Source organism: Schauerella aestuarii (assembly GCF_009866805.1).
Taxonomy (GTDB): domain Bacteria; phylum Pseudomonadota; class Gammaproteobacteria; order Burkholderiales; family Burkholderiaceae_B; genus Schauerella; species Schauerella aestuarii.
This window is the reverse complement of the sequence record NZ_SIZW01000042.1, coordinates 713,181-736,697: the sequence shown is the minus strand read 5'-3', so window position 1 is coordinate 736,697 and position 23,517 is coordinate 713,181. Positions and strand designations below refer to the sequence as shown.

Genomic DNA, 23,517 nt, shown 5'->3' with positions numbered 1-23,517 from the left:
ATCGGCGGCTACCACATAGCGCGCTATTTCGGGCCGGTCATTGCGGCCAAGCTGCTCCGCGATGCTTCGCGATCGATAAGGCGCGTACGTCAAGTATTCAAGCTCATGGGCTTGGCACCACCCGGCGGCAAACCGAACAGGCGTCGCACCGCGTTAAGGAACGCGCCGTACGGGCGACCCAGCACGAGCATCATGACGGCCGCGCTCAGCACGCCCAGCAGCAAGCCTCGTCCCGACGCGCCGCTGATGGCAATGATTGCCGCGTAAATCGGAACCTGAAAGCTGACGAGCGCCAGACTGTCGTAGAGCAGTTGCGACATGCGGTTGGGCTTCGCCCGGCGCATGAGGAAGTCGCGCCAGACGCCATAAGGCCGCCCCACTGGAATCATCAGTGCGGCGCCAAGCAACCGCGCATGAAGCACCTGTTCCCACGTCATCCCCACGATAAACCGCTCATTGATGATGCCGGTGGTGGTGAAGAAGATGATAAGTGCGGACGTGTCCGCAATGAAAGCACGGCGCGATTGATTCGACTGATCGGAATTGGATGTCATGCCACAGGCCTTCGCGGCGTCTACAGCGACGCCGGCCCGTCGGCCAGATAGGTCTGAATCCTTTCGAGCCGTGCGACGGGATCCTCCATCGACAGCAATCGCTCCTGCTCGCTGGAAGGCAGCGGCAGCAGCTCGCTCCAGCGATCCGCCACCCATCCCGCTTCGTCCAGCCTGAAGGGCGGCGCAATCGGCATCTGCGCCGCCGATACGCCATCCTGCTGCAACGAGGCGATGAACTTGCCGAGCGCATTGGCGGCCGACTGCAGCGATTCGGGGATCTCTTGCGGGGGCGCATCGATCATGTCGATCACTTCGCCCATCCACAGACCATACGGTCCTTGTTCGTGGGACGTCAGCCGAAAACGGGTGGTGCCCACACAGCGGATCTCAAGCAGCGCCGGCATGGGCGCTTCCCATTTCTCGATGCGCGCCCGGGTGCCCACCGAGGCAAACGTCTCGCTGGATTCTGGCACCCGCACTTCGCGACCGCTGATGAGCGGCACCACGCCGAAGGTGCCGTCTTCGGCGATGCAGCGCCGGATCATGTCGAGATAGCGCACCTCGAAAATCCGCAAGTGCATCACACCGGCGGGGAAGAGGGCGCTGCTGAGGGGAAAAAGCGGGAGCGTTTCCATACGCCATCATGCCACGAAGGTCTTGCGGTCGCGAATGCCACAGGGGCACCGGGCATTTCAGGTCGCTGTAGGGTGGGTGTCATAAATTGGTTTTACCGATGCGCCGCTCAGTAAAAGTGGCAGGCAACACCCGGCGTATCGATTCATAACAACGATCAGGAGCAGATACACATGAAGATCTTTATCCTCAAAAACACCCTTGCGGCGATGATGACTGCGGCCGCGCTCGGTGCCGGGAGTGCGCACGCTGCCGATTGGCCCGATCATCCGATCACGATCGTGGCGCCATTCTCGGCTGGGGGGGCAAACGATCTGGTGGCCCGCATCATCGCCAAGGCCGTCGGCAGTGAGCTGAAGCAAAGCATCATCGTGGAAAATCGTCCGGGTGCCGGCGGTGCGGTGGGCGCCGCGCACGTCGCGCGCGCGCAGCCGGACGGCTACACCTATCTGGTCGGCAGCAATGGCACGGTGACCAACAGCATGATTCGTTCGGATCAGCCCTACAAGGACGATGAGATCGTTCCAGTGGCGCTGCTTTCTGTGACGCCTTCTGTGATCGTCACACAGCCGGATAACCCGGCAAAAAATCTCAAGGAATTCGTGGCCAACGCGAAGGCCGCCAAAACCGATCGCGTGACGTTTTCAACGGCAGGCAACGGCAGCACGCCGCATTTCGTTGCGGTGATGATGAAGGCGGCCACTGGGCTGAATGTGGAGCCGATCGCTTACAAGAGCGGTGCGGAAGGCGTCACGGCCGTGGTGGGTAGGCAGGTCGACGCCACGTCGGAGGCGAGCATCGTGACGTTACCGCTGGTACAGGCGGGCAAGCTCAAGGCGTTGGCCACCACGCTGGACAAACGGATGGCGAGTGCGCCCGATATCCCCACCACGAAGGAGTCCGGGTTTCCGGATATTCGCGTGGGCCACTGGGCCGGCTTATATGCGCCGGCGGCCACACCTACCGATGTGCTCGACAAGATGAATGCGGCGGTGAACAAGGCGCTGCAGACCAAGGCGGTGCAGGATGCCTTGGCGCAAAGCAGCATTGAGCCGGGTGGCGGCAGCCGCGCCGATTTCGTCGCGTTTACGAAGGACGAGCGCGCGCGGCTGGGAGATGTGGTCAAGCAGGGCCATATGAAAGCGGATTGACCTAGAAACGTGCGCACAGGGCCAGCTCGCTCGCTCAACTCACCGGCGCAGGCTCCGGCGCACCGTGTTGCGCATCCCGCATCTGCGTGAGCAGCGCGTGCAGCATTTCCGACGACAATCCGTGCAGCACAAGGCGGTGCCCGGCCCGCAAGGTCGACAATGGCACCAGTGGGTGATTGTTGTTCACCAGAATCAAGTGGTGCGGGGCAGACAGCAACTGCGCGGCGTAGATGCCGATCGTTTCGTCCAATTGCAGCGAGTTGGCGGCACGCCAGAAGTCGTTGTCCGTCAGCAGCAATTGATACAACGGCGTAAACAACTCGATCGAGCTCTGCAGATCGAGAAAATTGTATTTACCGTTGGGCATCGTATCCAGCGGCAAATCCGGCTCGCGGATCATTGAGAAATCGAGATGCTCGGGCGGGTGCATCTCCAGGTTGTTGTCGCGCAGCGCCTGGTTCAGGCGAATCACGAAGTTGAAGAGATTGATGTCGTGCTTGACGAAGAGGTCATCCCGATAATCGTCCACGGTGTAGGGCGTCAGCGGCGAGGTTGTGATGGGGGCCGGTGAATTCTTGGCGATAAACGCCAGGATCTGCGATCCCAGATGGAAGTGCCGCATGATGAGCCAGTTCGCTTCGGGCGAGACGAAGCGCTGGAGCCCCCACGCCAAAATGCGATGCAGCAGGCGCGAGTGCGACCAGCGCTTGGGCAATACCGTTTTGATGATCTGGATCAGGATGATGGACAAGCGCGCCAGGGGCCGCAGAAACGGCAGCAGAAACTGGCGCGACCGCGAGCTCGAGTCTTTGAGCCACGCGGCTTTGACGTTGTCCGGCAGCGGCGTGCTGCGATCCAGATACGAGGCCAGCCAGGGACTGGGATCGGCGGGATCGTGGCCGCGTTCAAGAAACTCGGGCGTACGGTTCATGGCGTTCAATAATCTTTAACGTGGTGAAACTGCATCAGGTACAGCGCAGCGGTGCGGCGGGCGGTATCGACGATGCGGCGCTCGGCCGAACCGTCGGGGTCGCAGTCCAGTGCCAGTTCGACGGCGGTAAGCCACTCTTCCAGGTGATGCTCGTCATTATGACCGTGATATTCGAGGAAGCGGAAGGCATCCGGCGGCAGCGGCACACTGGCTTTGAGCAGGGGCAGCAACGCCGGCACGATGCGTTGCCCGGTGCCTTCGATAATGTAAATCGCGCCAAGCAAACCGATCGGGTCGCGCGTGGCGGCCAGGGAATGCAGGTAGGCGTTCAACGCTTCACCCCCCGGGTTGCGGCGCAGGTTGTCGATATTCTGCTCGGTGCCGCCCGCCTTGTGATAATCGCTGAACAAAATTTTGAAGTCGTCCTGTTCTTCGCCGGCGTGGCCGCTGATCAGCGCGGCCAGCGGCGCATACGCGTCGGACAACGATTCGGCGCCTTCCCGCATCCATTTCGAGCCTTCGCGTACCTGGGGAATCCAGTTGGCCATCCAGTTCACATAATCGCTGGTTTCGAAGCGGCGTTCCCGCAGGGTGCGCACCAGCGGCGTGCGCCACACGCGGGAGCGGTAGTCGTGCCAGATGGAGGCCAGCTCAGTGAGCAATTGCCCCAGGCCTTCTGGCGCCTGTGCGGGATCATGTGGCGGTGCGATGGCGTCGGCGTCAAGCGATAAGCTATCGCCCGTAGGCGGCGCCGAAGCTGAAGCCGCATCTGAAGTCGTGGACGTGCCCGTAGCGTGCATGCGCCCACCAGCCACGGGCTGATCGTCGGCCTCCACCTCAAACAGCATATACGCCGTGGTAAACCGGCCCGATTCAGGGATGTAGCAGAAGATCTGTTCGCCGGGCTTTACCGTTTTGGTCTGCAGAAACTCAGCCAGCATGATCATGATCGATGCCGCCCCAGTATTGCCGCGCCAAGCCAGATTGCTGAACCAGCGCTCGCGCGGGATCGACAAGCCAGCCTGTTCCATGAGGTTCTCGACGACCGGGATGAATTTCTCGGACGAGTAATGGCACAGGAAATGATTGATGCGGGTAGGGTCCACCCACTTGTCGCGCACGAGTTTGGCGTATTCGTGAATGCTGATATCGAACAAGTGCGGCAGGAGGCGGATGTCTTGCCGCAACGACAACGCGCCGTCGGCTTCCGCGTCCGTCCACGACGGGTAATCGAGGTGCGCCTTCTGGCGATCGGCCGTGAGCCCCAACTGCATGCACACCGGATAATCACCGGAGAAGGTGCGGTGATGGACGAACTTGAGTTTGATGCGCACGCCGGGGGCGATGCTGGCGGTTTGATGCGAGCCGTCGCCCAGGAGCACCGCACCGGCGCCGTCGGACAGCATCCAGCGCAGGAAGTGCGCGTCGAAGTCGGCGTCGTAGCCGCGCGCGGCAAAGCGCGAACGCTTGAACAAGCGCGAGGGCAGTTCGCTGGCCACAGCCAGGCTCAAGCGGTGCGAGCCCAGTTCGATGCCTTGCGCTGCCGCCTGAATCGCCGACACACCGGCCGCGCAGATGCCGTGGATCGATGCGGTTTCCATTGGCGGGGCGGCCAGTTCGCCCTGGATCATGTTGGCAAATCCCGGCATCAGCGTATCGCCGCCCGATGAGCCGCTGGCCAGATAAGACACGGCCGAAAGATCGGTCTGCGCCCGCTGCAGGCAATCGCGGATGGCGTTGGACGCCAAGGCCGCGTTGGTCATCACGGTATTGCCTTGCGTATCGATGGCGTAATAACGCTGCTTGATGCCGTTCTCAGCCAGGATCCGCGACTTGATACGCGATGAGATCCGGTTCAACGGCGCAATGTAGTCGTCCATGCGATCGTTATCGACGGGCTCGCCAGGCATGAAATAACTGGCGCTCTGAAGATACACGCGGTCAAAGGCGGTAGGCATGAAAATTCGCTTCTAAAAGACAATAGGGCGGACAGCGGCGGGTGCAGGCGGTGGCGGCATGAGTGAGCGGCTGCGAAAGCGCGCCATCACGGTGCCCAGCACAAACACCCGCGTCATATAAGGCACAAGGCCGGATTCGTTGAGCGCAGGATCGACGCGATGGCGATACCGATCGCGATGCAGATGCGTGAGTTCGGCCCAGTGCGCCCGCGAATGTTCGTGGTGTGCGGTGTGCAAACCGATATTGAAGAGCAGGGGATTGACCAGCCCTTCGAAGTTGCGCGCGTAATTCAGCGGGCCCTGTTGGATCTTTTCGCCATGGGGGCCCGATACTCGGCCATGCGCCGAGCCGTCGGCATGCGCATGCTGCAGATAATTGGTCGCCAGCAGCCAATGCAATCCGTGCAGTTGCGGAATGATGACGTAGAGCAAACCCTTGACGGGGTCGGCAATCAATACCGCGCTCCATAGCGTCAGCCAGACGGCATACTGCGCCATGCAGTAGCGCCACACACCGGGCCAGTGCCGGCGCAGGCTGCTCAGCCAACCCAGAATATGCGGATAGAGTGCAATCACCGCTTGCAAGGGGTGCAGCAGATACCCCAGTAGATGATTGGTGTCGCCACCGAAGCGATACGTGCGCGCGACGTCCTCTGGGCCATGCTTATAGCGATGATGATTGCCCACATGCGCGGGATAAAACACACATGTGGGATGCCCCTGCAGCAGCGTGATCCAGAAATCGGTCAGTCGATTGGCCCAGCGCCCGTGCCACATCCGTTGATGGGTATGGTTGTGGTGAATCACGCCGATACCCAGCGTCAAAAATAGCAGTACGCCATAAAGCACGAACGAAAATCCGTGCGTCCACAGCCAGACGACGAGCGCCGGATAGGCCGCGAGATACACCAGGCTTTGCCAGTCGCGCCAGTGGCGCAGCCGCGGCAAACGATGGCGAACGTTCACCGTGCTCACGAGGCAGAGGTGCCGCGCGTCTCCCGCCGGCGAAATGCGTCGATCTGGTCATGGGCCGCATCGCCGTCCAACCGCGTGCGAAACAGGCGATCCATAAACGTGAACTGGAAGCCGAAATTACCGTTGTAGCAAGCGTGATGCAAATGATGGCGGCGGCTGGCGGCGAACCAGTGCGCGTACGACACGCGCGTGAAGAAGTCGTAGTTGGCGTGACCGATGCAGTTGAAGAACAGGCTGAATACCGGCACGGACGCCAGCGACCAGAAACTGAAATCGTGCACGATCATCGGGAGCAGAATGACGTTGCCGAGCATCAGCGCTTCGATCGGGTGAAAGCTGTAGGTGGCAAATGGCGTGGTGACCACCGAGCGGTGGTGCGGCAGATGAAACTTGCGCAGCAATTTGGTATGCAGCAAGCGGTGATTGATCCAGAAGTGGATGTCGTTCCAGATCACGAGTGCGAGGATTTCAAGCGCGATGCGCGTGCCGCTGGCATTGGGCGTGAGATGGGCCCATCCCAGTTGCAACAGCCCCCACGGAAAAATCATGCCGGTGCCAAAGAGCAGGATCGACAATGCCGATTGCTGCAATTCGCGCTTCAGTTGCCCGGGTGCCAACGGGCGCGGGTCAAGCACGCGGCCGATGCCCATCGCCGGGAGCAGTTTGCTCGTCAGCAGCCACATCACGCTGCCGAAGAGCAAATAGATGCCGCCGAAGAACGCCAGTCCCCACAGCATGACCTGCCAGGCCGAGAGCGATTGAAACGCGAGTCCCATGGTGTCGCAGTGCGCTTATAAGAGTGTTAGCGCGCGATCATATACAAAGGCGCACACCGGCGTCGGCTTGCTTACAAATTGCGACGAGCTGCAAGGGGCAGGTCGGGGTCCGAGGGGGCGTACTAATGGCCCATTCAACGTCCGCGGGCGACCTGGCGCGGGCTGCAAAACGCGCTCATGGGCCGCGACACCGGTCTAGCGATGCGTCGCGCCATAGAGCGCCTTGACCAGATCGGTCTGCGTGATGATGCCGGTCAGCTTGTCGTCGTGGTCCACGATGGGAATGTGATGATGACCCCCGTCGGCGAATAGCGGAACCAGTTCCGTGAGGTGTCGATCCACCGTCAGCTTGCTTACGTGCGTGGTCATGATCTGGCCGATGACTTCCGGTTTTTCCGAATGCACGCGTCCGCTGGGGGTAACGAGGCGGCGCAGCCGGCCATGAATGCCGCGCGGTTTATCCATGCCGGCATGCCGCATGAAATCGGCCACCGTCACGATGCCGACGATGCGCCCAACGCGGTCCACCACAGGAAGCGCCTTGATGCGGCGTTTTTGCATGACCGACCATGCCTGATCCAGCGGCGTGCCGAAATTTGCGGTCTGAACGTCTCGCGCCATGATGTCGGCGCAGCGCAAGTCGCCGAAATTGCGCTGGAAAGCCGCCGCTTCGGCATGGCGTAGCAACGTCTCGAGCTCATCTCGATTGACGTCGACAACTTGGTTGTAATGCTCGAGTGCGGCGTTCAGGTCGGCCGTAGTGAAGCGCGTGTTCTGCTCGGGCCCGGTTGCCGATTTGGGCGCTGCGGCCACGTGCGGATAGCGGCGACCCGTCATCGCGTTGTAGAGCATGCCCGCCGCGACGATCAGCACGCAGTTACCCAAAACAGGAAACAGCACGAAGTGCAGATCGACGCCGGACATCGCGGCCAGCAGTGCCGCGGCACCCCCTGGCGGATGCAGGCAACGCAAGGCGAACATCACGCCGATCGCCACACCCACCGCCACGGCGCCGGCCCAGGCGGGATCCGGGATCAGCATTGCACACAAGGCGCCGATCAATGCCGATAGCGTATTGCCGCCGATTACCGCCCAAGGCTGGGCAAGTGGGCTTGAAGGCACTGCAAAAATCAGAACGGCACTGGCGCCGATGGGAGCGACGAGCCAAGGTGACGTCGCATCGCTGCCAACAAACCAAAGGCAGAGCCCTGCCGTCAATGCAATACCGATTGCCGCGCCGAGCGCGGCCCGGAAACGCTCACGTGCATTGACGTGTAGCGGTTGCGGCCACAGGGCGCCGATGAATGTGGAAAGCTTCAAATTGAATGAATGAGACGCGGGCGGGGACGGCGGAAATATAGCATCCGCCTATCAGCGCCTTGAGTCTGCTTACGCTGGTTATCGCACCCAGGCTTGGAATGAATCGCGTCAGGCGAGCCCGACGCATCATCGCGCCCAGGGGACAAACCGATGAATTAACGACCTTGCGCGGCGACCAGTACCGGATCCTTGCGAAACGCTTGCGGGAACGTCTTTGCCAGATTCTCCACCTTCGGCTTGTCGTTGATCACGATATAGGGCTGATACGGGTTATTCACCAGATAATCCTGGTGATAATCCTCGGCCTTGTAGAAGCCCTTCAACGGTTCCGTCGTGGTGGCGATCTTCTTTGGATACACGCCGGATTGATTCAACTGCTCGATGTATGCGGTCGCGACTTTCGCTTGCTCAGCGTTCGCCGGGAAGATGGTCGATCGGTATTGCGTTCCGGTATCCGGGCCTTGGCGGTTCAACTGCGTTGGATCGTGCGCCACCGAGAAGAAGATCTGCAGCAACTGACCGTAGGTCACCACCGACGGGTCGTAGGAAATCTCGACGGCTTCTGCGTGGCCGGTTTGACCTGAACTGATCGTGCGGTATTGCGCCGTTTTCTCATCGCCGCCGGCATAACCCGACACGGCATTCTTCACGCCGTTGACGTGCTGAAACACGGCTTGCACGCCCCAGAAGCAGCCCCCTGCAATGACGGCTTTTTCAAGGGCCTTGCCGGACGTTTGCTCGTCGACTTTGGGTGGTGCGATGTTGTAGACGGTTTCAGAGGCGCGACTGACCTGCCACGCACCGGCAAGCGCCACGGCCAATGCGGCCACGCCGCCGAACTGGCGCCATCGGCCTTTTCCGGGTCCCGTTTTCGTTGCTACGTTCATGATGGACTTCCTTATCGATAGAAAATAGGGGCTTGCGTTTTGTCGATGGATTTGACGAACGATTCGACGCTTCGGATGCTGGGTTCTTGCCGTTGCGCTTCAGGCCGGGGATATCGCAGTCTTGCTTACGCTTTGACGGGCTTGAACGTCATTGCCACGCCATTCATGCAGTACCGCAGCCCCGTGGGTTTCGGACCGTCATCGAATACATGTCCCAGATGCCCGCCGCACGACGCGCACGCCACTGCGGTGCGTTTCATGCCGAACGTCGAATCGGTTTCGGTAACGATGGCGGCATCGAGCGGCTGCCAGAAGCTGGGCCACCCCGTACCGCTTTCAAACTTCGTTTTCGATGAAAAAAGATCTTTCTTGCAGCCTGCGCAGTCGAACACGCCTTCGCGGTGTTCGTTATTCAGCGGGCTGGAGTAGGGGCGCTCGGTGCCGCTTTCACGCAGCACGTCGTATTGCTGCGGCGTGAGCATCTTGCGCCACTCGTCGGCCGTATGTTTGACCGGGAAGGCGGCGTGTGCCGCTTCGCTGGCCATCGAGGTTCGCGGGCCGCGCAGGCTCAAGCCGACGTAGCCCAGCACGCCCAGTCCTCCAATCGTCAATGCCCGTCTGCGGGTGTGGTCCATCTCGCGCTCCTTTCGTGTTGAACCCGGCGTGCCAGGGGACAAACCCGTGGCACGTCTGCGGTGCTTTTACTGCTTCATGCCGTCTTTGGACATGGACCCTTTACCCATCGAATCCTTGCTCATGCCATCCTTCGACATGGATCCTTTGCCCATGGTGTCCTTTTCCATGCTGTCTTTGGACATTCCATCCTTGGACATGGTGCCGCCCTTGTTCATGTTGTCCTTGTTCATGCCGTCCTTGCTCATCGAATCCTTCGACATGCCGGAGGCAGGCGCCGTCGTGCTTTTACCCATGCTGTCCTTGGACATCGAATCGCGGCCCATGGTGTCGGCTGCGAATGCGGAACCTGCGGCAGCTGCCATGCAAACGGCAAAAACGGCGGTGGTGATCTTCTTCATAGTGAACTCCTCAAGATGGAAACCTGCAAACGGAAGTTTGCGGTGTTGTGCGACGGGATCGTCGGGCATCGCGATGTTGCCGATGCGTCAACTTCCGCCAAACCAGTTGTATCCCTGGTCTTCCCAGTAACCGCCCGGATAGGCATTGGTCACGAAAATCGCTTGAATATGCTTCGGATTTTTGTACCCCAGCTTGGTGGGCATGCGCAGCTTCATCGGATAGCCGTACTCCGGCGGCAGTACTTGGCCGTCATAGGTAAGCGTCAGGAGCGTCTGCGGGTGTAGCGCAGTCGGCATATCGATACTGGTGTAGTAATCGTCGGCGCATTTGAAGCCGATGTACTTCGCGGTCGTATCGGCGCCCACGCGCTCCAGAAAGTCCGAAAATTTCACCCCGCCCCAGCGGCCGATGGCGCTCCAGCCCTCCACGCAGATGTGCCGGGTAATCTGCTCGGTTTGCGGCATCGCCGCCAGTTCATGCAACTGCCACTGGCGTTTGTCGCGCGCCATCCCGGAGACCTCGAGTCGAAAGCTGTCGCCGTCCACCTGGCGAATCTCGTCCTGTCCGTAATAGGCATTGAATGGAAATGGGCGGGTGATCATCGATTCGGGATAGGTCGGCGCCAACTGCTTGGGATCAAAGATCCACCCCTGCACGCGGTCGTTGAAGCGCGAAATCTTCGTCAGCGCCTGTTCGACGCTGGCGTTGTCCGATACATTGCAGCCGCTTAGAAGGGCCACGCCGCCGAGCGTCAACGTTCGGGACAGGAAGGCGCGCCGTGAGCCGTCCTGGATGCGGGGCAACAAGAGCTTCTTGGCGTCGCGCACGATATCGTCGGCGCGGGTGTTGCTCATATCGCGTTTATCGGTGGGGCGCATGCCTTATCGACCTCGAATCATGGTGAGTAGCGTGCGCGGCACGATGGCGACCATCGCGACGTGCACGACGACGAATCCAACCAGCCCCGCCATGGCGAAAAAATGCACGCGACGGGTGAATTCATAGCCGCCGAACAGGTCGCGCAGCAGGGCGAACTGCACAGGTTTCCAGAGCGCCAGGCCCGACAGGATCAGGAGCGCAAGCACGATCACGGCAAACAGGTAGGCCAAGCGTTGAATGCTGTTGTACTGGCGCGGATCGGCGTGCGTCAGTTTGCCCCGCAATGCCGCAGCGGTATCCGAGGCCAGCGCAGCGAGCCTGATGGGGAAGAACCGCGATTGCATGCGGCGGGTGCCGATATTGCAGGCCAGATAGAAAAGGCCGTTGGCGGCCAGCAGCCACATGCCGGCAAAATGCCATTGCAGCGCGCCGCCCAACCAGCCGCCAAGGGTGATGCTGTCGGTAAATCGGAAATCGAACAGCGGCGAGGCGTTATAAATGCGCCAACCGCTCGTCACCATGATCAGCACGGCCAACACATTGATCCAATGGGAAATTCTCAGCCAGCCGGGTTGCACGGCGGTCGCGGTGCGATGCGCACCGTGCGTCAAGATTGTTGGCATGTCGGGCCCCGGTTTTGTTCTGATGGATGCATTGTTGAGCCGGCCCGGTCGCCAAGTCCTCACGCAAACTTAAAATATTCGTGAAGTTTGCATTGAACGAAAGGCGTCACAATGTTGACGTTGCAACATCGCAGTGATCTGACCCTTTTCATTCATGGATACGCAAAAACGCGTTCTGATCGTCGAAGACGACATGCATATTGCCGAGCTCTTGCGCATGCATCTGCGCGATGAGGGCTATCTGGTCACGCATGCGCCTGACGGCAATGAAGGCTTGCGGCGGCTGGAAGAGGGCGGATGGCACGCGCTGGTGCTGGACTTGATGCTGCCCGGTATCGACGGGCTGGAGTTGTGCAAGCGCACCCGTGCGATGACGCGCTACACGCCGATCATCATCATCAGCGCACGGTCGAGCGAGGTGCATCGCATTCTCGGATTGGAGTTGGGGGCAGACGATTACCTCGCCAAACCTTTTTCGATTCTCGAGCTGGTGGCGCGCGTGAAAGCGCTGATCCGCCGAACGGATGCGCTGGCGCGCGATATGAAAATCGATGCGGGCCTGATTCAGGTGAACGGCGTGGCGATCGATCCTTTGGCTCGCGATGCGCGCGTGGACGACAAGCCGATCGAATTGACGCCGCGTGAGTTCGATCTGCTGGCGTTTTTCGTGCGCAATCCGGGCAAGGTCTTTTCGCGGATGGATCTGCTCAATCAGGTGTGGGGGTATCAACACGATGGCTATGAGCACACCGTGAATACGCACATCAATCGACTGCGGATGAAAATCGAACCGGATCCGGCCAATCCATGTCGCATTTTGACGGTGTGGGGGCATGGCTATAAGTTCGCGCCGTCGGCACCGGCCACGCTGACGCCGCCCTCTGCGCCGGCGGATCGGTCATGAGACGTCTGACGGTCACTCAGCGCCTATGTGCCGTGTTTGCGTTGCTGTTGCTCGCCTGCTGCGGCGCGTCGGTCTGGCTGCAGATGCGCGCGACGGCCGAGCAGGAGCAGGAAACGGTGCAGCGGTTGTCCGCCGGCTTGGCCAGCCATATCGCCGAAAGCGACGAATTCATGACCGCCGACGGGCTGAATGCGGTCGCGCTGCGCGCGTTGTTCGACAAGCTGATGGCGGTGAACCCCAGCGTCGAGGTCTATCTGTTGAACAAGGCGGGCGTGATCGTGGGCCATGCCGCGCCGCCGGGCTCGCTCAAACGCGATCGGGTCGATCTGGGCCCTTTGCAATCCCTGGCCAATGGCGATCCGCTGCCGATCCTGGGGGACGATCCGCGTAGCGCCACGGCGCGCAAAGTGTTCAGTGCGGCCCCGTTGTTTCGCAACGGGCAACCTGCCGGATTCGTGTATGTGGTGCTGCTCGGTGAAACGCACGATCTGGTTGCCGCGAATCTCACCTCCAGCAGTGTGCTGCGGGTCACGTTGTGGTCGATGGCGCTGGTGGCGCTGTTGGGCTTGGCGGCGGGACTGATCGCGTTTCGCTTGATCACCACGCCGCTTCGCAGCCTGACCCAGGCCGTGCGCGCTTTCGATGCGGGGGCTTCTGCACCGCTCAAGTTGACGCATCGGCCCGCCGCGTTGCCGGACGGCGAACGCGACGAAATCGTGGTGCTGCGTCACAGCTATGAGCAAATGGCGCAACGCATCGGTGAGCAGTGGTCGGCGTTGACGCAAGCCGATCAGCAACGACGCGAGATCATCGCCAATATTTCGCATGATCTGCGCACGCCGCTGACCTCGCTGCATGGGTATCTCGAAACGCTGTTGTTGAAGGCGGATACATTGACGCCTGACGAGCGACGGCGGTATCTCGACATCGCTCTGGCGCAAAGCCGCAAGGTAGGCAAGCTGGCGCAAACCTTGTTTGAGCTGGCACGGTTGGAATCCGGCGTCGTTCAACCCGAGCGGGAAATGTTCTCCCTGGCCGAACTGGTTCAAGACGTCCTGCAGAAATTCGAATTGGCGGCAGAAGCACGCCGATTGACGCTGTCGATCGATGTGGGACGCGATGTGCCGATGGCCTGTGCCGATCTGGGGATGATCGAACGCGTGTTGACCAATCTGCTCGACAACGCGATTCGGCATACGCCTGCCGGCGGCACGATCGAGGTGGCGCTGCATCGTGCGCACGAGGCGGTGGCGGTGTCTGTGAGCGACACCGGGCCGGGCATTCCCCAGTCGCTACGCGAGGGATTGTTCAAGCGCGCGTCTTCACTCGGTCCGGCACAGGGCGACCGTGGCGGACTGGGCTTGCTGATCGTGCGGCGCATTTTGCAGTTGCACGACAGCGACATTCGATTGGTTGAGCGTGCAGGCAAGGGTGCGGTGTTTGAGTTTGCGTTGCCGGTCGTCAAAGCGGCAGGTTGATTGCGTCGGTGGCCAGGCGTGCAAGCAGATCTTCCGTGGGTGTATTGAAGCTTCGATTTTTCGGCCACACGGCGCACAGTGGCAGATCGTCCACCGCCAGCAGCGGTTTGGCGATCAGACCGCAGCGCTGCGCATGCACCGCGCTGAGATTCTCCAGCACCGCGATCCCGGCATTGGCTTCCACGAGCGCGCAGGCGGCCGACGACTGCATCACTTCTATCGAGGGCGTGAAGTCCAATCCAGCATGTTTCATCGCGCGGGAAAAGGATTCGCCTACGCGCAGGTGAGGGCTCAGCACGATGAGGCGCGCAGCAGCCATGTCGGCCAGGCCCAGCTTCTTCTTTCGTGCCAGGGGATGATCGGGTCGCATCACGCAACACAGGCTCAGCGGGGCCAGCAGCTTTGTGCCGACGCGGTCGCCCATGGGCGCGCCGAGGATGACACCCACGTCGATCCGCTGATCGGCAGCCATGTCGATGATGTCGAGCGCGTTACCGGCGCGCAGCAGTACCGTCATGCCGGGGTGCCGCGCCTGTATCCATTCGATGGCCGACGGCAGCAAGCTGATGGCGGCAGTCGATACCGTTCCAACGACCAGTCGGCTGGTCAGCCCGCGTTTCAGATCCTGGGATAACCGGTCCACTGCCTCCAGCCCGGCCAACGCATTGAGCACCTCAGGCAGCATCGCTTGCCCGTTTCGCGTCAGCGTCAGCCGGCGGCGTTCGCGCGTGAAGAGGTCGAAACCCAGGCGATCTTCCATATGTCGCAGCATCGCGCTGGCGGCGGGCTGCGACATGCCCACCGCCTCGGCTGCGGCGGTGACCGTACCCAGCGTGTGTACGGCTTTCAACAGAGCGAGTTCCGTAGGCTTAAGCATGACGTAGAGTATATAAAGAAGTGTATGAAAGCAGTGATTATATATATTTGACTATATCAATCCCGCTTGCAACACTGACGCCATTGACACATTCAACACGAGGCAACCGCGTGGCAGCTGCAACGATCCGATCGATTACCTGCATTCCAATGCGCTTGCCTTTCCATCATTGGACGGCGGCGCCCTTGTTCGCCGGGCGTCCGCGAGACAAACTCGATAGCGCGTTGGTGCGGCTGGAGATCAGCGACGGCACGGTCGGGTGGGGAGAGTCGTATTGCGTCGAGCCGACGGCGCTCAAAGCCATATTCGACACGTTGATCGCGCCGCTCACGGTGGGCAAGTCATGCGAAGACGATACGTTGGTGCCTGGCATCCGGCGCACGTTGCATAACCTGGGCCGTTCGGGGCCGGTACTGCACGCGATTGCCGGGCTCGATATTGCGCTCTGGGACATCAAGGCCAAGCTGCAGGGTGTGCCGCTCTACGCCTTATTGGGTGGCAAGCAGCGCGACAGCGTGAATGCCTATGCCTCGCTATTGCAGTATTACGCCGACGCATCCCTGATCGATCGCAACGTCACGCGTGCGCTGGATGCGGGCTACGCGGAGGTCAAACTGCACGAGCGGACGACGGGCGCCGTGGCGGCGGCGCGCCGCGCGATGGGTGCGGGGTTGCCGCTGATGGTGGATACCAATTGCGCCTGGCTGCCTGACGACGCCGATGGCGCCATCGCGGACATGGCGGCGCATGACCCATTGTGGATCGAGGAGCCGCTTTGGCCGCCCGAAGACCATGATGCCTTGGCGCGTTTGAGCAAGCGTTCACCGGTGCCATTGGCCGTGGGCGAAAACGCGAGCAGCGCCTTGGAGATCACGAAACTGGTGGCAGCAGGCACGGTGCGCTATGTGCAACCGAGCGTCATCAAACTCGGTTTGACGGCAGCGGCCGACATCTCGCGCTTGTGCGAAGGCACGGCGGTGCGATGCGCGCCTCAGGTTGCGTTCTTCGGCCCTGGCTATCTGGCGGCGCTCCATCTGCTGGCCGCGCAGCCCACGCCGGCGTCACTCGAGCGTTTATACGTCGAGTTGCAGCACGTTCCATACGGCGCATCCGTACCGATCGTGGCGGGCAAGGTAAGCGTGCCGGATCGGCCGGGGTTGGGCGCCGATCCTGAAGCGGCGTTGATTGACGGACGTTTCAGTTCATAGGTCGCCGGCACACCCGGGGCCAACAAAAAGAGAACAGAGGAGACATCGATGATTCACAGCAGAAGAAAATTTATCGCCGCATCATCGGCCATCGTTGGCGCGCAGGCGTTGTGGCCCGCCCTCGTGCGTGCGCAGGATAAGTACCCGACGAAGCCCGTGCGCATCATCGTGCCGTTTGCGCCGGGGGCCGCCAGCGATACCCTCGGGCGGTTTGCCGCCGAAGCATTGACGTCGGCGCTCAAGCAAACCTTCATCGTCGAGAACCGCAGTGGCGGGGGAACGGTGATCGGCACGCGGGCGGTAGCATCGGCGCCGCCGGATGGCTATCTGCTCGGGTTTGTGGATACGACCTTCGTGATCAATCCGGGCCTCCTCGGCAGTCAACTCACCTACGACACGATCAAGGACTTTGAGCCGATCACGCAAATCTGCACAGCACCGTTCGTGCTGGTCGTGCATCCTTCGGTGAAGGCGCAGACGTTGGCCGAGTTCATTGCGCTGGCCAAGGCGAATCCCGGCACGCTGAGTTATGGCTCCTCCGGTGTGGGCAGCGCGCCCCATCTGGCGGGACAACAGCTGCGTCAGGAAGCCGGTATCGATGTCGTGCACGTGCCGTACCGCGGGGGCTCAACCGTGTACACCGACCTGATGGGCGGACAGATTCAATTTTCATTCGGCACGGTGCCGTCCCTGCTCGAGCACATCAAATCCGGCCGTATGCGGGCATTGGCGTTGACGACGCCGAGCCGCGTGGCGGCGTTGCCCGACGTACCCACGATGGCCGAATCGGGCTATCCCGGCGTCAACACCGAGCCGCTCTTCGGACTGGTGGCGCCCGCGCAGACGCCGCGCGAGATCGTCGCGCAAATTCAGTCAGTCGTGGCGACGTCTGTGGTCAGCGGTGAACTCAATGCCAAGTTGAAGGGCATTGGATTCACCCCGATCGGCAGCACGTCCGAGGCGTTTGCCGAAACGATCAAGAAAAACATCGCGATGTGGACCGACGTGATTCGTCGCGGCAATATCAAGCCGGAGTAGGCCATGACACTCAACTATTGCGGGTTGCGTCGCGCGATCACCTCACACACCCGCGACGCGGTGCTCGCCGATTTCCCCGAGATCCTGCTGATCGAAGATGCGGCCTTGCGTGCGCTCACCGTGGAAGCGTGGAGCTACGCGCTGTGCTGCTCCGACTTCGAGCGCATCACCGATATGCCGCCGGAGGGCAATCCAGGGTCGCCGGTGCTCAAGCGGGGGACACAGGCCGATCACCTTCGCGGCGTGGTTCGTTTGGCGCTGCGCCTGGCCGACGAGTTTCGCACTGCCTGGGACGACGTGGTCATCGATCAAGACGTGCTGATCGCCGCCGCCGTGTGCCACGACGTGGGCAAACCGTATGAGTTCGATGTAAAGAACCGCGCACGTTGGGCCAGCGATCCCTCGGCGAGCGGGCAGCCGGCTTTCCGGCATTCGGTATTCGGCATGCACGTGTGCCTGACCGTGGGCTTGCCCGAAGAGATTGCGCACGTGGCGGTGGGCCATTCGATGGAAGGGCAATTCATAGGGCTGAGCACCGAGTGCGTGCTGGTGCGGCAGGCCGACCACTGCTGGTGGCAAGTCGCCGGTGCCGTGGGGTTGACGGTGCCCAACACGCTTGGCGCAAGCCATGCATTGAGTCGGCCGCGCGCGCTCCGATCCGAGTCCGCCACGTTCGCGACGTGAGGTGGTCGATCGACGCGGCCGCCTTGCGCGGCGGCGCGCCGCTTACAGCCCGCCGTCGTTCAGCCGATACCAGGTCACGACGGCATTCACATACAGCCGACGCAAGCCATACATCGGGAACGGCACAATCGACGTGATCGGCACCGGTAGGGCTTTCACATCGCCGCTTGCCACATAGGCCGCCATCGCCTGCCCCATGCGCGTCTGCAATCCGACGCCGCGCCCTTGGCAACCGATATCGACCAGCAGGCCGGGCTCGGGCTGATGCAGGTGGGGCAAATAGTCGCGGGTGATGGCCACCCGGCCGCACCAGCGGTAGTCGAAGCCGATGCCGGCTGCCTGCGGAAACATCTTGGCGACGACGCGTTCGAGATGCTTCCAGTCTTCCACGCCGCGCGGCTCGCGGAAAGGGCCACGTCCGCCCATCAGCAGCCGGCCGGTGTGATCCAGGCGGAAGTACAGCAGCAAGTTCCGGGTGTCGGAACAAACATGACCTTCCGGGAAGATCGTGGCGCGCACCTCGGGCGGCAGCGGTTTGGTCGCCACCTGGAAGGTATTGGCATCGATGATGGTGGTGTTGAGCTTCGGCACCAGCGTGCCGCCACCGTAAGCGTTGGTACACATCACCACCCGGTCGGCGTCGATCGTATAGCCATTGGCGCCGTGTACGGTCCATGTATTTCCTTCGCGGCTAAGGCGCGCGACGGGCGAGTCGGTGTATACCGTAGCGCCTTCCTGGATGGCCGCGCGGGCCAGGCCGCGCACGTAGCTCAGCGGTTGAATGGTGCCGGCGCGCTCATCCACCCAGCCGCCCAGATAGCGGTCGGTGCCGATCAGGGCCGCGGTCTCGGCGCGGCTCAGATACTTTACCGGGGCACCGAGCCTGGCCCATTGGGCCGCACGCTTCTGCGCCGTGTCCAGGGCGGCAGCCGTATGCGCGCCTTGTATCCACCCACGGCGCACATGCGGCACGTCCATCTTGTACTGCTCGATCAGGTCAAACACGGCATCGGCTGTGCCGCCGGCGAAGTCGACGATCTGGCGGCCGCGCTCGGGGCCATACATCGTCATGAGTTCGTCGGGGTCGTACTTCAAACCCGGAATCACCTGGCCGCCATTGCGTCCGGATCCGCCGAAACCGATTTCGCGCGCCTCGACCACCACGGCACGGATGCCTTGCTTGGCGAGGTGCAAGGCGGTGCTCAAGCCGGCGTAGCCCGCGCCGATGATGGCCACGTCGGTGCGGATGGCACCGCTGAGCGTTGCCGTCTGCGGCGGAGCTGCGGCGGTTGCCGCCCACAACGATGGCGCCAGCGGAAACGGTTCTTGGGGCATAACGACTCCTGGTCTTACATGGGGTGCAGCACGCGCCGCAGAAAATCTTGCGTACGCGGATGTTGCGGATGGTTCAGGATTTCCTGCGACGGGCCTTGTTCGACGATCACGCCGCCGTCGATGAACACCACGCGATCGGCCACTTCCTTGGCGAAGTGCATTTCGTGTGTGACGACGACCATGGTCATGCCGTCTTCGGCCAGTTTGCGCATCACGTTCAACACATCGCCCACCAGTTCGGGGTCGAGCGCGCTGGTGGGCTCATCGAACAGAATGGCTTTGGGCTGCATGGCCAGCGCACGGGCGATCGCCACGCGCTGTTGCTGGCCGCCCGAGAGCTGCGGCGGGTGCACGTCGGCCTTATCGGCAAGCCCCACGCTCTCCAGCAGCGCGCGACCGCGCTCCAGGGCCTGCGCACGAGGTTCGCCTTTCACGAAGATCGGGCCTTCGACCACGTTTTGCAGCGCGGTGCGATGGGGAAACAGGTTGAAGCGCTGGAAGACCATCGAGACTTGCGTTCGGATGGCGGCGATCGATTTGGCATCGGCATCCACTTTGACGCCGTCGACCGTGATGCTGCCGCCGTTGTAGCGTTCCAGCCCATTGATACAGCGCAGGATGGTGGACTTGCCGGAGCCCGATGGGCCCACGATGCATACCACTTCGCCCTTGGCGACGCTGGCGTCGATGCCCTTGATCACCTCGAGCGCGCCATAGCTTTTGCGGACGTCTTTCATTTCAATCATTTGGAGGCGTTCCTTTTTTCGAGATGGCGCACGAACAGAATCAACGGCACGCACATCACGAGATACATCAGTGCCACCAGGCTGAATACCGTCGCGTTCTTGAACGACGACATGGCGATCAGCTTGCCTTGCAGTGCGAGCTCGGCCACGGTAATGGTCGAGGCTTGCGACGAATCCTTGAGCATCATGATCATGATGTTGCCGTAGGGCGGCAGCACGATCTTCACGGCCTGAGGCAGCACCACGCGGCGCATGGTCATGCTCCAGCTCATGCCCATCGACATGGCGGCTTCGATCTGACCGCGATCGATGGCCTGGATGCCTGCACGGAAATTTTCTGCCTGATACGCGGAGTACGCCACGCCCAGACCGATGATGGCCGCCTGCACGGCCGACAGCGAAATACCGAAATCCGGCATCACGAAGTAAATGTAGAAGAGCAGCACGATGATGGGAATGCCGCGCAGCACGTTGATGATGCCCGCGCTGACTTTCTCAAGAATCGTGATACCCGACACGCGCATCAACGCCCATACCAAGCCGAGCACGGTGGAGAGCAGCAATGAGCCGATCGCCACGATGACGGTTAACTTTGCGCCCTGCAGGAGGATGGGGAAGAACTCTGCGGCGTCTTTAAAAAACTGTTCCATCTTGTCCGGTCACAAGTCCAGGCTAGGCCTTTGAAGCGGCGGGCATCGAATGTGCGCCTGCCGCCGATCATGCAGGGCAATCGCGGTGCAGCGAGGCGCAAGCCTCGCTGCATCGAACTGCCGGTGGGCGGCAAGGGCAAATGTCTCGTTTTGCGCCGTGCCGCGTTCGCCGTGCTTACGAGTTGCTCAAGCCCCACTTTTTCAGGATGGTCTCGATTTCGCCTTTGCTCTGCAACGACTTCAACGCGGTGTTGATTTTCTCGAGCGTGGCCGTGTCGTCCTTGCGCACGGCCAGGCCCAGGCTACCCAACACGGTCGGCTTGTAGCTCTTGGCCATTTGCAGGTTGGGATAATTGCCTTGGCTGATGATGTAAGTCGCGATCGGGAAATCCATGAAACCGCCCTGGATTCGACCGGCATTGGCGTCGCGCATCATGTCTTGCGGGTTGTCGTAGAGCTTGACCTCTTTGAACACGCCCGATTTCTGGACCGGCTCGACGAACGCGGTGCCGATCTGCACGCCGACGATCATGTCTTTCATGTCCGCGAAGCTGGTGTACGCCTTGTTATCCGACTTCGGCACCATCAAGCCTTCGCCGTAGCGATAGATGGGTTCCGAGAACGAGACGACTTCCTGACGCGGCGGCGTGATGAACATGGCGGCCGAGATGATGTCGATCCGCTTGGAGGTGAGCGATCCAATCAACGCCGAGAATGCCATCGGTTCGATCTGCACCTCGAAGCCTGCCTCCTTGCTCACGGCGCGGACGATATCGACCATGACGCCTTGAATGGTGTTGGTTTTGGTGTCCAGAAACGTGAACGGGCTGCCGGTGGGCGTGGAGCCCACCTTGACGGTTTGCGCCGTGGCTGCGGTGCCGGCCGCGATGGAAAGTGCGGCAACCAGGGAAACGACAAGAGATTTCAATTGCATGGCGGAGTCCTTTTACAAAGGTATTTTGAGGCGAGCAAAAATCGGCAATGACGCAGACGTACGAATGAGCGGGCCGCAGCGCGGCGCTGGACAAAATGCAGTTATGGCGGCGGGTCGCAGTCGATATTGGAAATGGCCCAGATGACCTGTGTGGGTGAGGTGCCGGGATTGCGCCAGCGGCGCGGCGTGCGGCTCGCATAGCAAAAGCTGTCACCGGCGCAAAGCAGCACCACGCGATTCCCGATCCAGAGTTCAAGGGCGCCTTCCACAATGAACCCCACGTGTTCGCCGCGCTCGGTGGTAAACAAGGCGTCGCTGGACGATCCGCCGGGCGCAATGAAGGCGCGGCATAGATCGAGGCTGTGCGCAGCGGGCGGCGTGAAAATTTCCTTGTCGACACCGCGCTCGCTCATCTGCATCCGGCGATGCTGGCCGGCGCGCGCCACGAAGCCATCGGCTTCGCCGGTGTGCGGCTCGACGTTACGCAGGAGTGAGTCGGGCGTGACACCGTACTCATGAGCGAGGAGTCCGAGCGTTTTGACCGAGACGGAACTCAGGCCGCGTTCGATCTGGCTCAGCAGCCCGAGAGAAAGGCCGCACGCTTGCGATACGTTGGCCAACGAGCGATGCTGTTCCTTGCGTAGCAACCGAAGCTGCTGACCCAGCCATAGGTCGATCGCCGTCTGCGGATGCAGCGTGGGCGTCTTTTCTGGCAGAACGGCGGCAACGCCTGTCATATTGAAAATTTCACATAACTGGAAGTTTCAATACTAGGCGGGGCTTATTACCGCCACAACTTAGGCGCATCCCTAAGAGGGTTTACGCCTAGACCGCAGTGCTTAGGCACATACGAGCGTGCTCAGGCGAAAAAAAAAGCATCGCAAGCCTGGCCTGCGATGCCGATCCTGCGGACGAATCACTCCGCCCGGCATTCACGCGTCAGTCAAGCTGGATCTTGGCTTTTTCGGCCAGCGCTTTCATGACGGGGACATCGCGCTGGATACGCGCATCCACGGCGGCGCCATTGGCATAGTCGGGTTCGAAGCCGTTCTCGGCCATTTTCTTTTGAAACGTGGGATCGGCCACGATCTCGGCCAAGGCTTTCTCAAGCGTGGCCCGGGCTTCGGTGGGCAAGCCGCGCGGGCCCACGACCGCCAGCCACGTATCCATCTTCGCATCCGGATAGCCGCTTTCTGCCGCCGTGGGCACGTCCGGCAACAAGGCGGAGCGCGACGGGGCCGTCGTGACGATGGCGCGCACGGCGCCGGCTTTTACTTGCGGAATGGCGGCGGCAGTGGTGTCGACGGAGTAGGGAATCTGGCCGCCGATCAGATCGGTCATGGCCGGCGAGCTACCTTTGTATGGCACGTGAGTAAGGGTGATGCCGGCCGCCGAGGCCAACATTTCAGCGGCGAAATGGGCCGTGGTGCCCGAACCGAACGAGCCATAGAACACCTTGCCCGGCTCGGCCTTGGCCTGCTCCACAAACGACTTCAGATCCTTGGCGGGCGCGTTCTTGTTGGCCAGCAGCATCAATCCGGTGCTGCCCACTTGGCCGATGGCGTCGTAACTGGTGGTGGGGTCGTAGGGCAGGTTCTTGTAGATCGCCGGATTGACCGTGAAGGTGGTCGTGGAGGTCAGCATCAGCGTGTAGCCGTCCGGCTTGGCTTTGGCCACGTAGCCGGCACCAATGCTGGTGCCCGCGCCGGCACGGTTCTCGACCACCACGGTTTGCCCAAGGCGATTACCCAGTTCGGCGGCGACCAGACGACCCAGCACGTCGGTGGCGCCGCCGGCCGGGAACGGAATGACCATTTGCAGGGGCCGTTCCGGAAAGGCGGCAAACGCGGCCAGCGGTTGTGTCAACGCGAGGCAAGCGGCCGCCTGGGCGGTCAAACGAAGAATAAGGCGTGCATTCATGAACAGATTTCCCTTTGAGAA

The 23,517-nt window shown here is 61.4% G+C and carries 25 protein-coding genes; 6 read left to right on the top strand and 19 right to left on the bottom strand.

The features are described from left to right. Positions 1-89: 89 nt before the first annotated feature. Positions 90-554, bottom strand: coding sequence for an L-alanine exporter AlaE (gene alaE, locus EYW45_RS18510; protein WP_161136883.1), 465 nt, complete (start codon positions 552-554; stop codon positions 90-92). Between the two features lie 20 nt (positions 555-574). Continuing rightward, entirely contained in the window at positions 575-1,189 is a 615-nt protein-coding gene (locus EYW45_RS18505) for an LON peptidase substrate-binding domain-containing protein (protein WP_161136882.1), read from the bottom strand. Between the two features lie 207 nt (positions 1,190-1,396). Here EYW45_RS18505 and EYW45_RS18500 point away from each other — a divergent pair, with 207 nt between their 5' ends. Beyond that, positions 1,397-2,338, top strand: coding sequence for a Bug family tripartite tricarboxylate transporter substrate binding protein (locus tag EYW45_RS18500; RefSeq protein ID WP_161137110.1), 942 nt, complete (start codon positions 1,397-1,399; stop codon positions 2,336-2,338). Positions 2,339-2,372: 34 nt separating this feature from the next. Here EYW45_RS18500 and EYW45_RS18495 read toward each other — a convergent pair whose 3' ends face one another. The 10 genes from EYW45_RS18495 to EYW45_RS18450 all read right to left on the bottom strand — a co-directional run bounded on the left by EYW45_RS18495 (position 2,373) and on the right by EYW45_RS18450 (position 11,722). Next, the gene (locus tag EYW45_RS18495; protein ID WP_161136881.1) at positions 2,373-3,269 is read right to left on the bottom strand and encodes a DUF6999 family protein; all 897 of its coding nucleotides are present in this window, start codon (positions 3,267-3,269) and stop codon (positions 2,373-2,375) included. 5 nt (positions 3,270-3,274) lie between these two features. Further along, on the bottom strand, positions 3,275-5,227 hold the full coding sequence (locus EYW45_RS18490) for an iron-containing redox enzyme family protein (protein ID WP_161136880.1): 1,953 nt from the start codon (positions 5,225-5,227) through the stop codon (positions 3,275-3,277). A gap of 12 nt (positions 5,228-5,239) precedes the next feature. Then, a complete protein-coding gene (locus EYW45_RS18485; RefSeq protein WP_328703650.1) occupies positions 5,240-6,193 on the bottom strand; it encodes a fatty acid desaturase in 954 nt (317 codons plus the stop codon). A 5-nt stretch (positions 6,194-6,198) separates the two neighbouring features. Beyond that, entirely contained in the window at positions 6,199-6,978 is a 780-nt protein-coding gene (locus tag EYW45_RS18480) for a sterol desaturase family protein (protein ID WP_161136879.1), read from the bottom strand. A gap of 195 nt (positions 6,979-7,173) precedes the next feature. Further along, positions 7,174-8,298 carry an HPP family protein gene (locus EYW45_RS18475; RefSeq protein WP_161136878.1) on the bottom strand — a complete coding sequence of 375 codons (1,125 nt, stop codon included), beginning with the start codon at positions 8,296-8,298 and terminating at the stop codon, positions 7,174-7,176. 155 nt (positions 8,299-8,453) lie between these two features. After that, positions 8,454-9,185, bottom strand: a complete 732-nt coding sequence (gene msrA / locus EYW45_RS18470) for a peptide-methionine (S)-S-oxide reductase MsrA (protein WP_161136877.1) — start codon at positions 9,183-9,185, stop codon at positions 8,454-8,456. A 125-nt stretch (positions 9,186-9,310) separates the two neighbouring features. Then, complete coding sequence (msrB, locus tag EYW45_RS18465) at positions 9,311-9,820, bottom strand: peptide-methionine (R)-S-oxide reductase MsrB (RefSeq protein WP_161136876.1); 510 nt, start codon at positions 9,818-9,820, stop codon at positions 9,311-9,313. A 66-nt stretch (positions 9,821-9,886) separates the two neighbouring features. Continuing rightward, a complete protein-coding gene (locus tag EYW45_RS18460) occupies positions 9,887-10,219 on the bottom strand; it encodes a pentapeptide MXKDX repeat protein (protein WP_161137108.1) in 333 nt (110 codons plus the stop codon). A gap of 87 nt (positions 10,220-10,306) precedes the next feature. Beyond that, a complete protein-coding gene (locus tag EYW45_RS18455; RefSeq protein ID WP_161136875.1) occupies positions 10,307-11,098 on the bottom strand; it encodes a molybdopterin-dependent oxidoreductase in 792 nt (263 codons plus the stop codon). Between the two features lie 3 nt (positions 11,099-11,101). Then, positions 11,102-11,722, bottom strand: coding sequence for a cytochrome b/b6 domain-containing protein (locus EYW45_RS18450; RefSeq protein ID WP_161136874.1), 621 nt, complete (start codon positions 11,720-11,722; stop codon positions 11,102-11,104). A gap of 154 nt (positions 11,723-11,876) precedes the next feature. On the opposite strand from EYW45_RS18450, the gene EYW45_RS18445 reads away from it, so the two are divergent. After that, positions 11,877-12,626 carry a response regulator transcription factor gene (locus EYW45_RS18445; protein WP_161136873.1) on the top strand — a complete coding sequence of 250 codons (750 nt, stop codon included), beginning with the start codon at positions 11,877-11,879 and terminating at the stop codon, positions 12,624-12,626. Beyond that, positions 12,623-14,104 carry a sensor histidine kinase gene (locus tag EYW45_RS18440; protein ID WP_161136872.1) on the top strand — a complete coding sequence of 494 codons (1,482 nt, stop codon included), beginning with the start codon at positions 12,623-12,625 and terminating at the stop codon, positions 14,102-14,104. The genes EYW45_RS18445 and EYW45_RS18440 overlap by 4 nt, the downstream gene beginning before the upstream one ends. On the opposite strand, the gene EYW45_RS18435 is transcribed toward EYW45_RS18440, so the two are convergent. Beyond that, on the bottom strand, positions 14,088-14,954 hold the full coding sequence (locus tag EYW45_RS18435) for a LysR family transcriptional regulator (RefSeq protein ID WP_161136871.1): 867 nt from the start codon (positions 14,952-14,954) through the stop codon (positions 14,088-14,090). The genes EYW45_RS18440 and EYW45_RS18435 overlap by 17 nt on opposite strands. 176 nt (positions 14,955-15,130) lie before the next feature. Here EYW45_RS18435 and EYW45_RS18430 point away from each other — a divergent pair, with 176 nt between their 5' ends. The 3 genes from EYW45_RS18430 to EYW45_RS18420 are packed head-to-tail and all read left to right on the top strand — an operon-like array spanning position 15,131 to position 17,911. Beyond that, positions 15,131-16,189, top strand: a complete 1,059-nt coding sequence (locus EYW45_RS18430; protein ID WP_202444787.1) for a mandelate racemase/muconate lactonizing enzyme family protein — start codon at positions 15,131-15,133, stop codon at positions 16,187-16,189. A gap of 48 nt (positions 16,190-16,237) precedes the next feature. Further along, entirely contained in the window at positions 16,238-17,227 is a 990-nt protein-coding gene (locus EYW45_RS18425; protein WP_161136869.1) for a Bug family tripartite tricarboxylate transporter substrate binding protein, read from the top strand. A gap of 3 nt (positions 17,228-17,230) precedes the next feature. Then, complete coding sequence (locus EYW45_RS18420) at positions 17,231-17,911, top strand: HD domain-containing protein (RefSeq protein WP_161136868.1); 681 nt, start codon at positions 17,231-17,233, stop codon at positions 17,909-17,911. Between the two features lie 42 nt (positions 17,912-17,953). On the opposite strand, the gene EYW45_RS18415 is transcribed toward EYW45_RS18420, so the two are convergent. The 6 genes from EYW45_RS18415 to EYW45_RS18390 all read right to left on the bottom strand — a co-directional run bounded on the left by EYW45_RS18415 (position 17,954) and on the right by EYW45_RS18390 (position 23,496). Then, positions 17,954-19,246, bottom strand: a complete 1,293-nt coding sequence (locus EYW45_RS18415; protein WP_161136867.1) for an NAD(P)/FAD-dependent oxidoreductase — start codon at positions 19,244-19,246, stop codon at positions 17,954-17,956. Positions 19,247-19,260: 14 nt separating this feature from the next. Next, positions 19,261-19,992 (bottom strand): amino acid ABC transporter ATP-binding protein, encoded by a 732-nt coding sequence (locus EYW45_RS18410; protein ID WP_161136866.1) that lies wholly within the window; start codon positions 19,990-19,992, stop codon positions 19,261-19,263. Then, the gene (locus EYW45_RS18405) at positions 19,989-20,642 is read right to left on the bottom strand and encodes an amino acid ABC transporter permease (protein WP_161136865.1); all 654 of its coding nucleotides are present in this window, start codon (positions 20,640-20,642) and stop codon (positions 19,989-19,991) included. Before EYW45_RS18405 ends, EYW45_RS18410 begins: the two co-directional genes overlap by 4 nt. Before the next feature lie 175 nt (positions 20,643-20,817). Continuing rightward, complete coding sequence (locus EYW45_RS18400; protein WP_161136864.1) at positions 20,818-21,576, bottom strand: ABC transporter substrate-binding protein; 759 nt, start codon at positions 21,574-21,576, stop codon at positions 20,818-20,820. Between the two features lie 101 nt (positions 21,577-21,677). Continuing rightward, positions 21,678-22,313: a helix-turn-helix domain-containing protein gene (locus tag EYW45_RS18395; protein ID WP_161136863.1), complete on the bottom strand. Its 636-nt coding sequence runs from the start codon at positions 22,311-22,313 to the stop codon at positions 21,678-21,680. Positions 22,314-22,515: 202 nt separating this feature from the next. Continuing rightward, positions 22,516-23,496: a Bug family tripartite tricarboxylate transporter substrate binding protein gene (locus tag EYW45_RS18390; protein ID WP_161136862.1), complete on the bottom strand. Its 981-nt coding sequence runs from the start codon at positions 23,494-23,496 to the stop codon at positions 22,516-22,518. Between the last annotated feature and the right edge of the window lie 21 nt (positions 23,497-23,517).

Excerpts from the sequence above, each read along its gene's own strand:
- alaE (WP_161136883.1), bottom strand. The coding sequence starts at position 554 with ATGACATCCAATTCCGATCAGTCGAATCAATCGCGCCGTGCTTTCATT.
- EYW45_RS18505 (WP_161136882.1), bottom strand. The coding sequence starts at position 1,189 with ATGGAAACGCTCCCGCTTTTTCCCCTCAGCAGCGCCCTCTTCCCCGCC.
- EYW45_RS18500 (WP_161137110.1), top strand. The coding sequence starts at position 1,397 with ATGATGACTGCGGCCGCGCTCGGTGCCGGGAGTGCGCACGCTGCCGAT.
- EYW45_RS18495 (WP_161136881.1), bottom strand. The coding sequence starts at position 3,269 with ATGAACCGTACGCCCGAGTTTCTTGAACGCGGCCACGATCCCGCCGAT.
- EYW45_RS18490 (WP_161136880.1), bottom strand. The coding sequence starts at position 5,227 with ATGCCTACCGCCTTTGACCGCGTGTATCTTCAGAGCGCCAGTTATTTC.
- EYW45_RS18480 (WP_161136879.1), bottom strand. The coding sequence starts at position 6,978 with ATGGGACTCGCGTTTCAATCGCTCTCGGCCTGGCAGGTCATGCTGTGG.
- msrA (WP_161136877.1), bottom strand. The coding sequence starts at position 9,185 with ATGAACGTAGCAACGAAAACGGGACCCGGAAAAGGCCGATGGCGCCAG.
- msrB (WP_161136876.1), bottom strand. The coding sequence starts at position 9,820 with ATGGACCACACCCGCAGACGGGCATTGACGATTGGAGGACTGGGCGTG.
- EYW45_RS18460 (WP_161137108.1), bottom strand. The coding sequence starts at position 10,219 with ATGAAGAAGATCACCACCGCCGTTTTTGCCGTTTGCATGGCAGCTGCC.
- EYW45_RS18455 (WP_161136875.1), bottom strand. The coding sequence starts at position 11,098 with ATGCGCCCCACCGATAAACGCGATATGAGCAACACCCGCGCCGACGAT.
- EYW45_RS18450 (WP_161136874.1), bottom strand. The coding sequence starts at position 11,722 with ATGCCAACAATCTTGACGCACGGTGCGCATCGCACCGCGACCGCCGTG.
- EYW45_RS18445 (WP_161136873.1), top strand. The coding sequence starts at position 11,877 with ATGGATACGCAAAAACGCGTTCTGATCGTCGAAGACGACATGCATATT.
- EYW45_RS18440 (WP_161136872.1), top strand. The coding sequence starts at position 12,623 with ATGAGACGTCTGACGGTCACTCAGCGCCTATGTGCCGTGTTTGCGTTG.
- EYW45_RS18430 (WP_202444787.1), top strand. The coding sequence starts at position 15,131 with ATGCGCTTGCCTTTCCATCATTGGACGGCGGCGCCCTTGTTCGCCGGG.
- EYW45_RS18425 (WP_161136869.1), top strand. The coding sequence starts at position 16,238 with ATGATTCACAGCAGAAGAAAATTTATCGCCGCATCATCGGCCATCGTT.
- EYW45_RS18420 (WP_161136868.1), top strand. The coding sequence starts at position 17,231 with ATGACACTCAACTATTGCGGGTTGCGTCGCGCGATCACCTCACACACC.
- EYW45_RS18415 (WP_161136867.1), bottom strand. The coding sequence starts at position 19,246 with ATGCCCCAAGAACCGTTTCCGCTGGCGCCATCGTTGTGGGCGGCAACC.
- EYW45_RS18410 (WP_161136866.1), bottom strand. The coding sequence starts at position 19,992 with ATGATTGAAATGAAAGACGTCCGCAAAAGCTATGGCGCGCTCGAGGTG.
- EYW45_RS18405 (WP_161136865.1), bottom strand. The coding sequence starts at position 20,642 with ATGGAACAGTTTTTTAAAGACGCCGCAGAGTTCTTCCCCATCCTCCTG.
- EYW45_RS18400 (WP_161136864.1), bottom strand. The coding sequence starts at position 21,576 with ATGCAATTGAAATCTCTTGTCGTTTCCCTGGTTGCCGCACTTTCCATC.
- EYW45_RS18395 (WP_161136863.1), bottom strand. The coding sequence starts at position 22,313 with ATGACAGGCGTTGCCGCCGTTCTGCCAGAAAAGACGCCCACGCTGCAT.
- EYW45_RS18390 (WP_161136862.1), bottom strand. The coding sequence starts at position 23,496 with ATGAATGCACGCCTTATTCTTCGTTTGACCGCCCAGGCGGCCGCTTGC.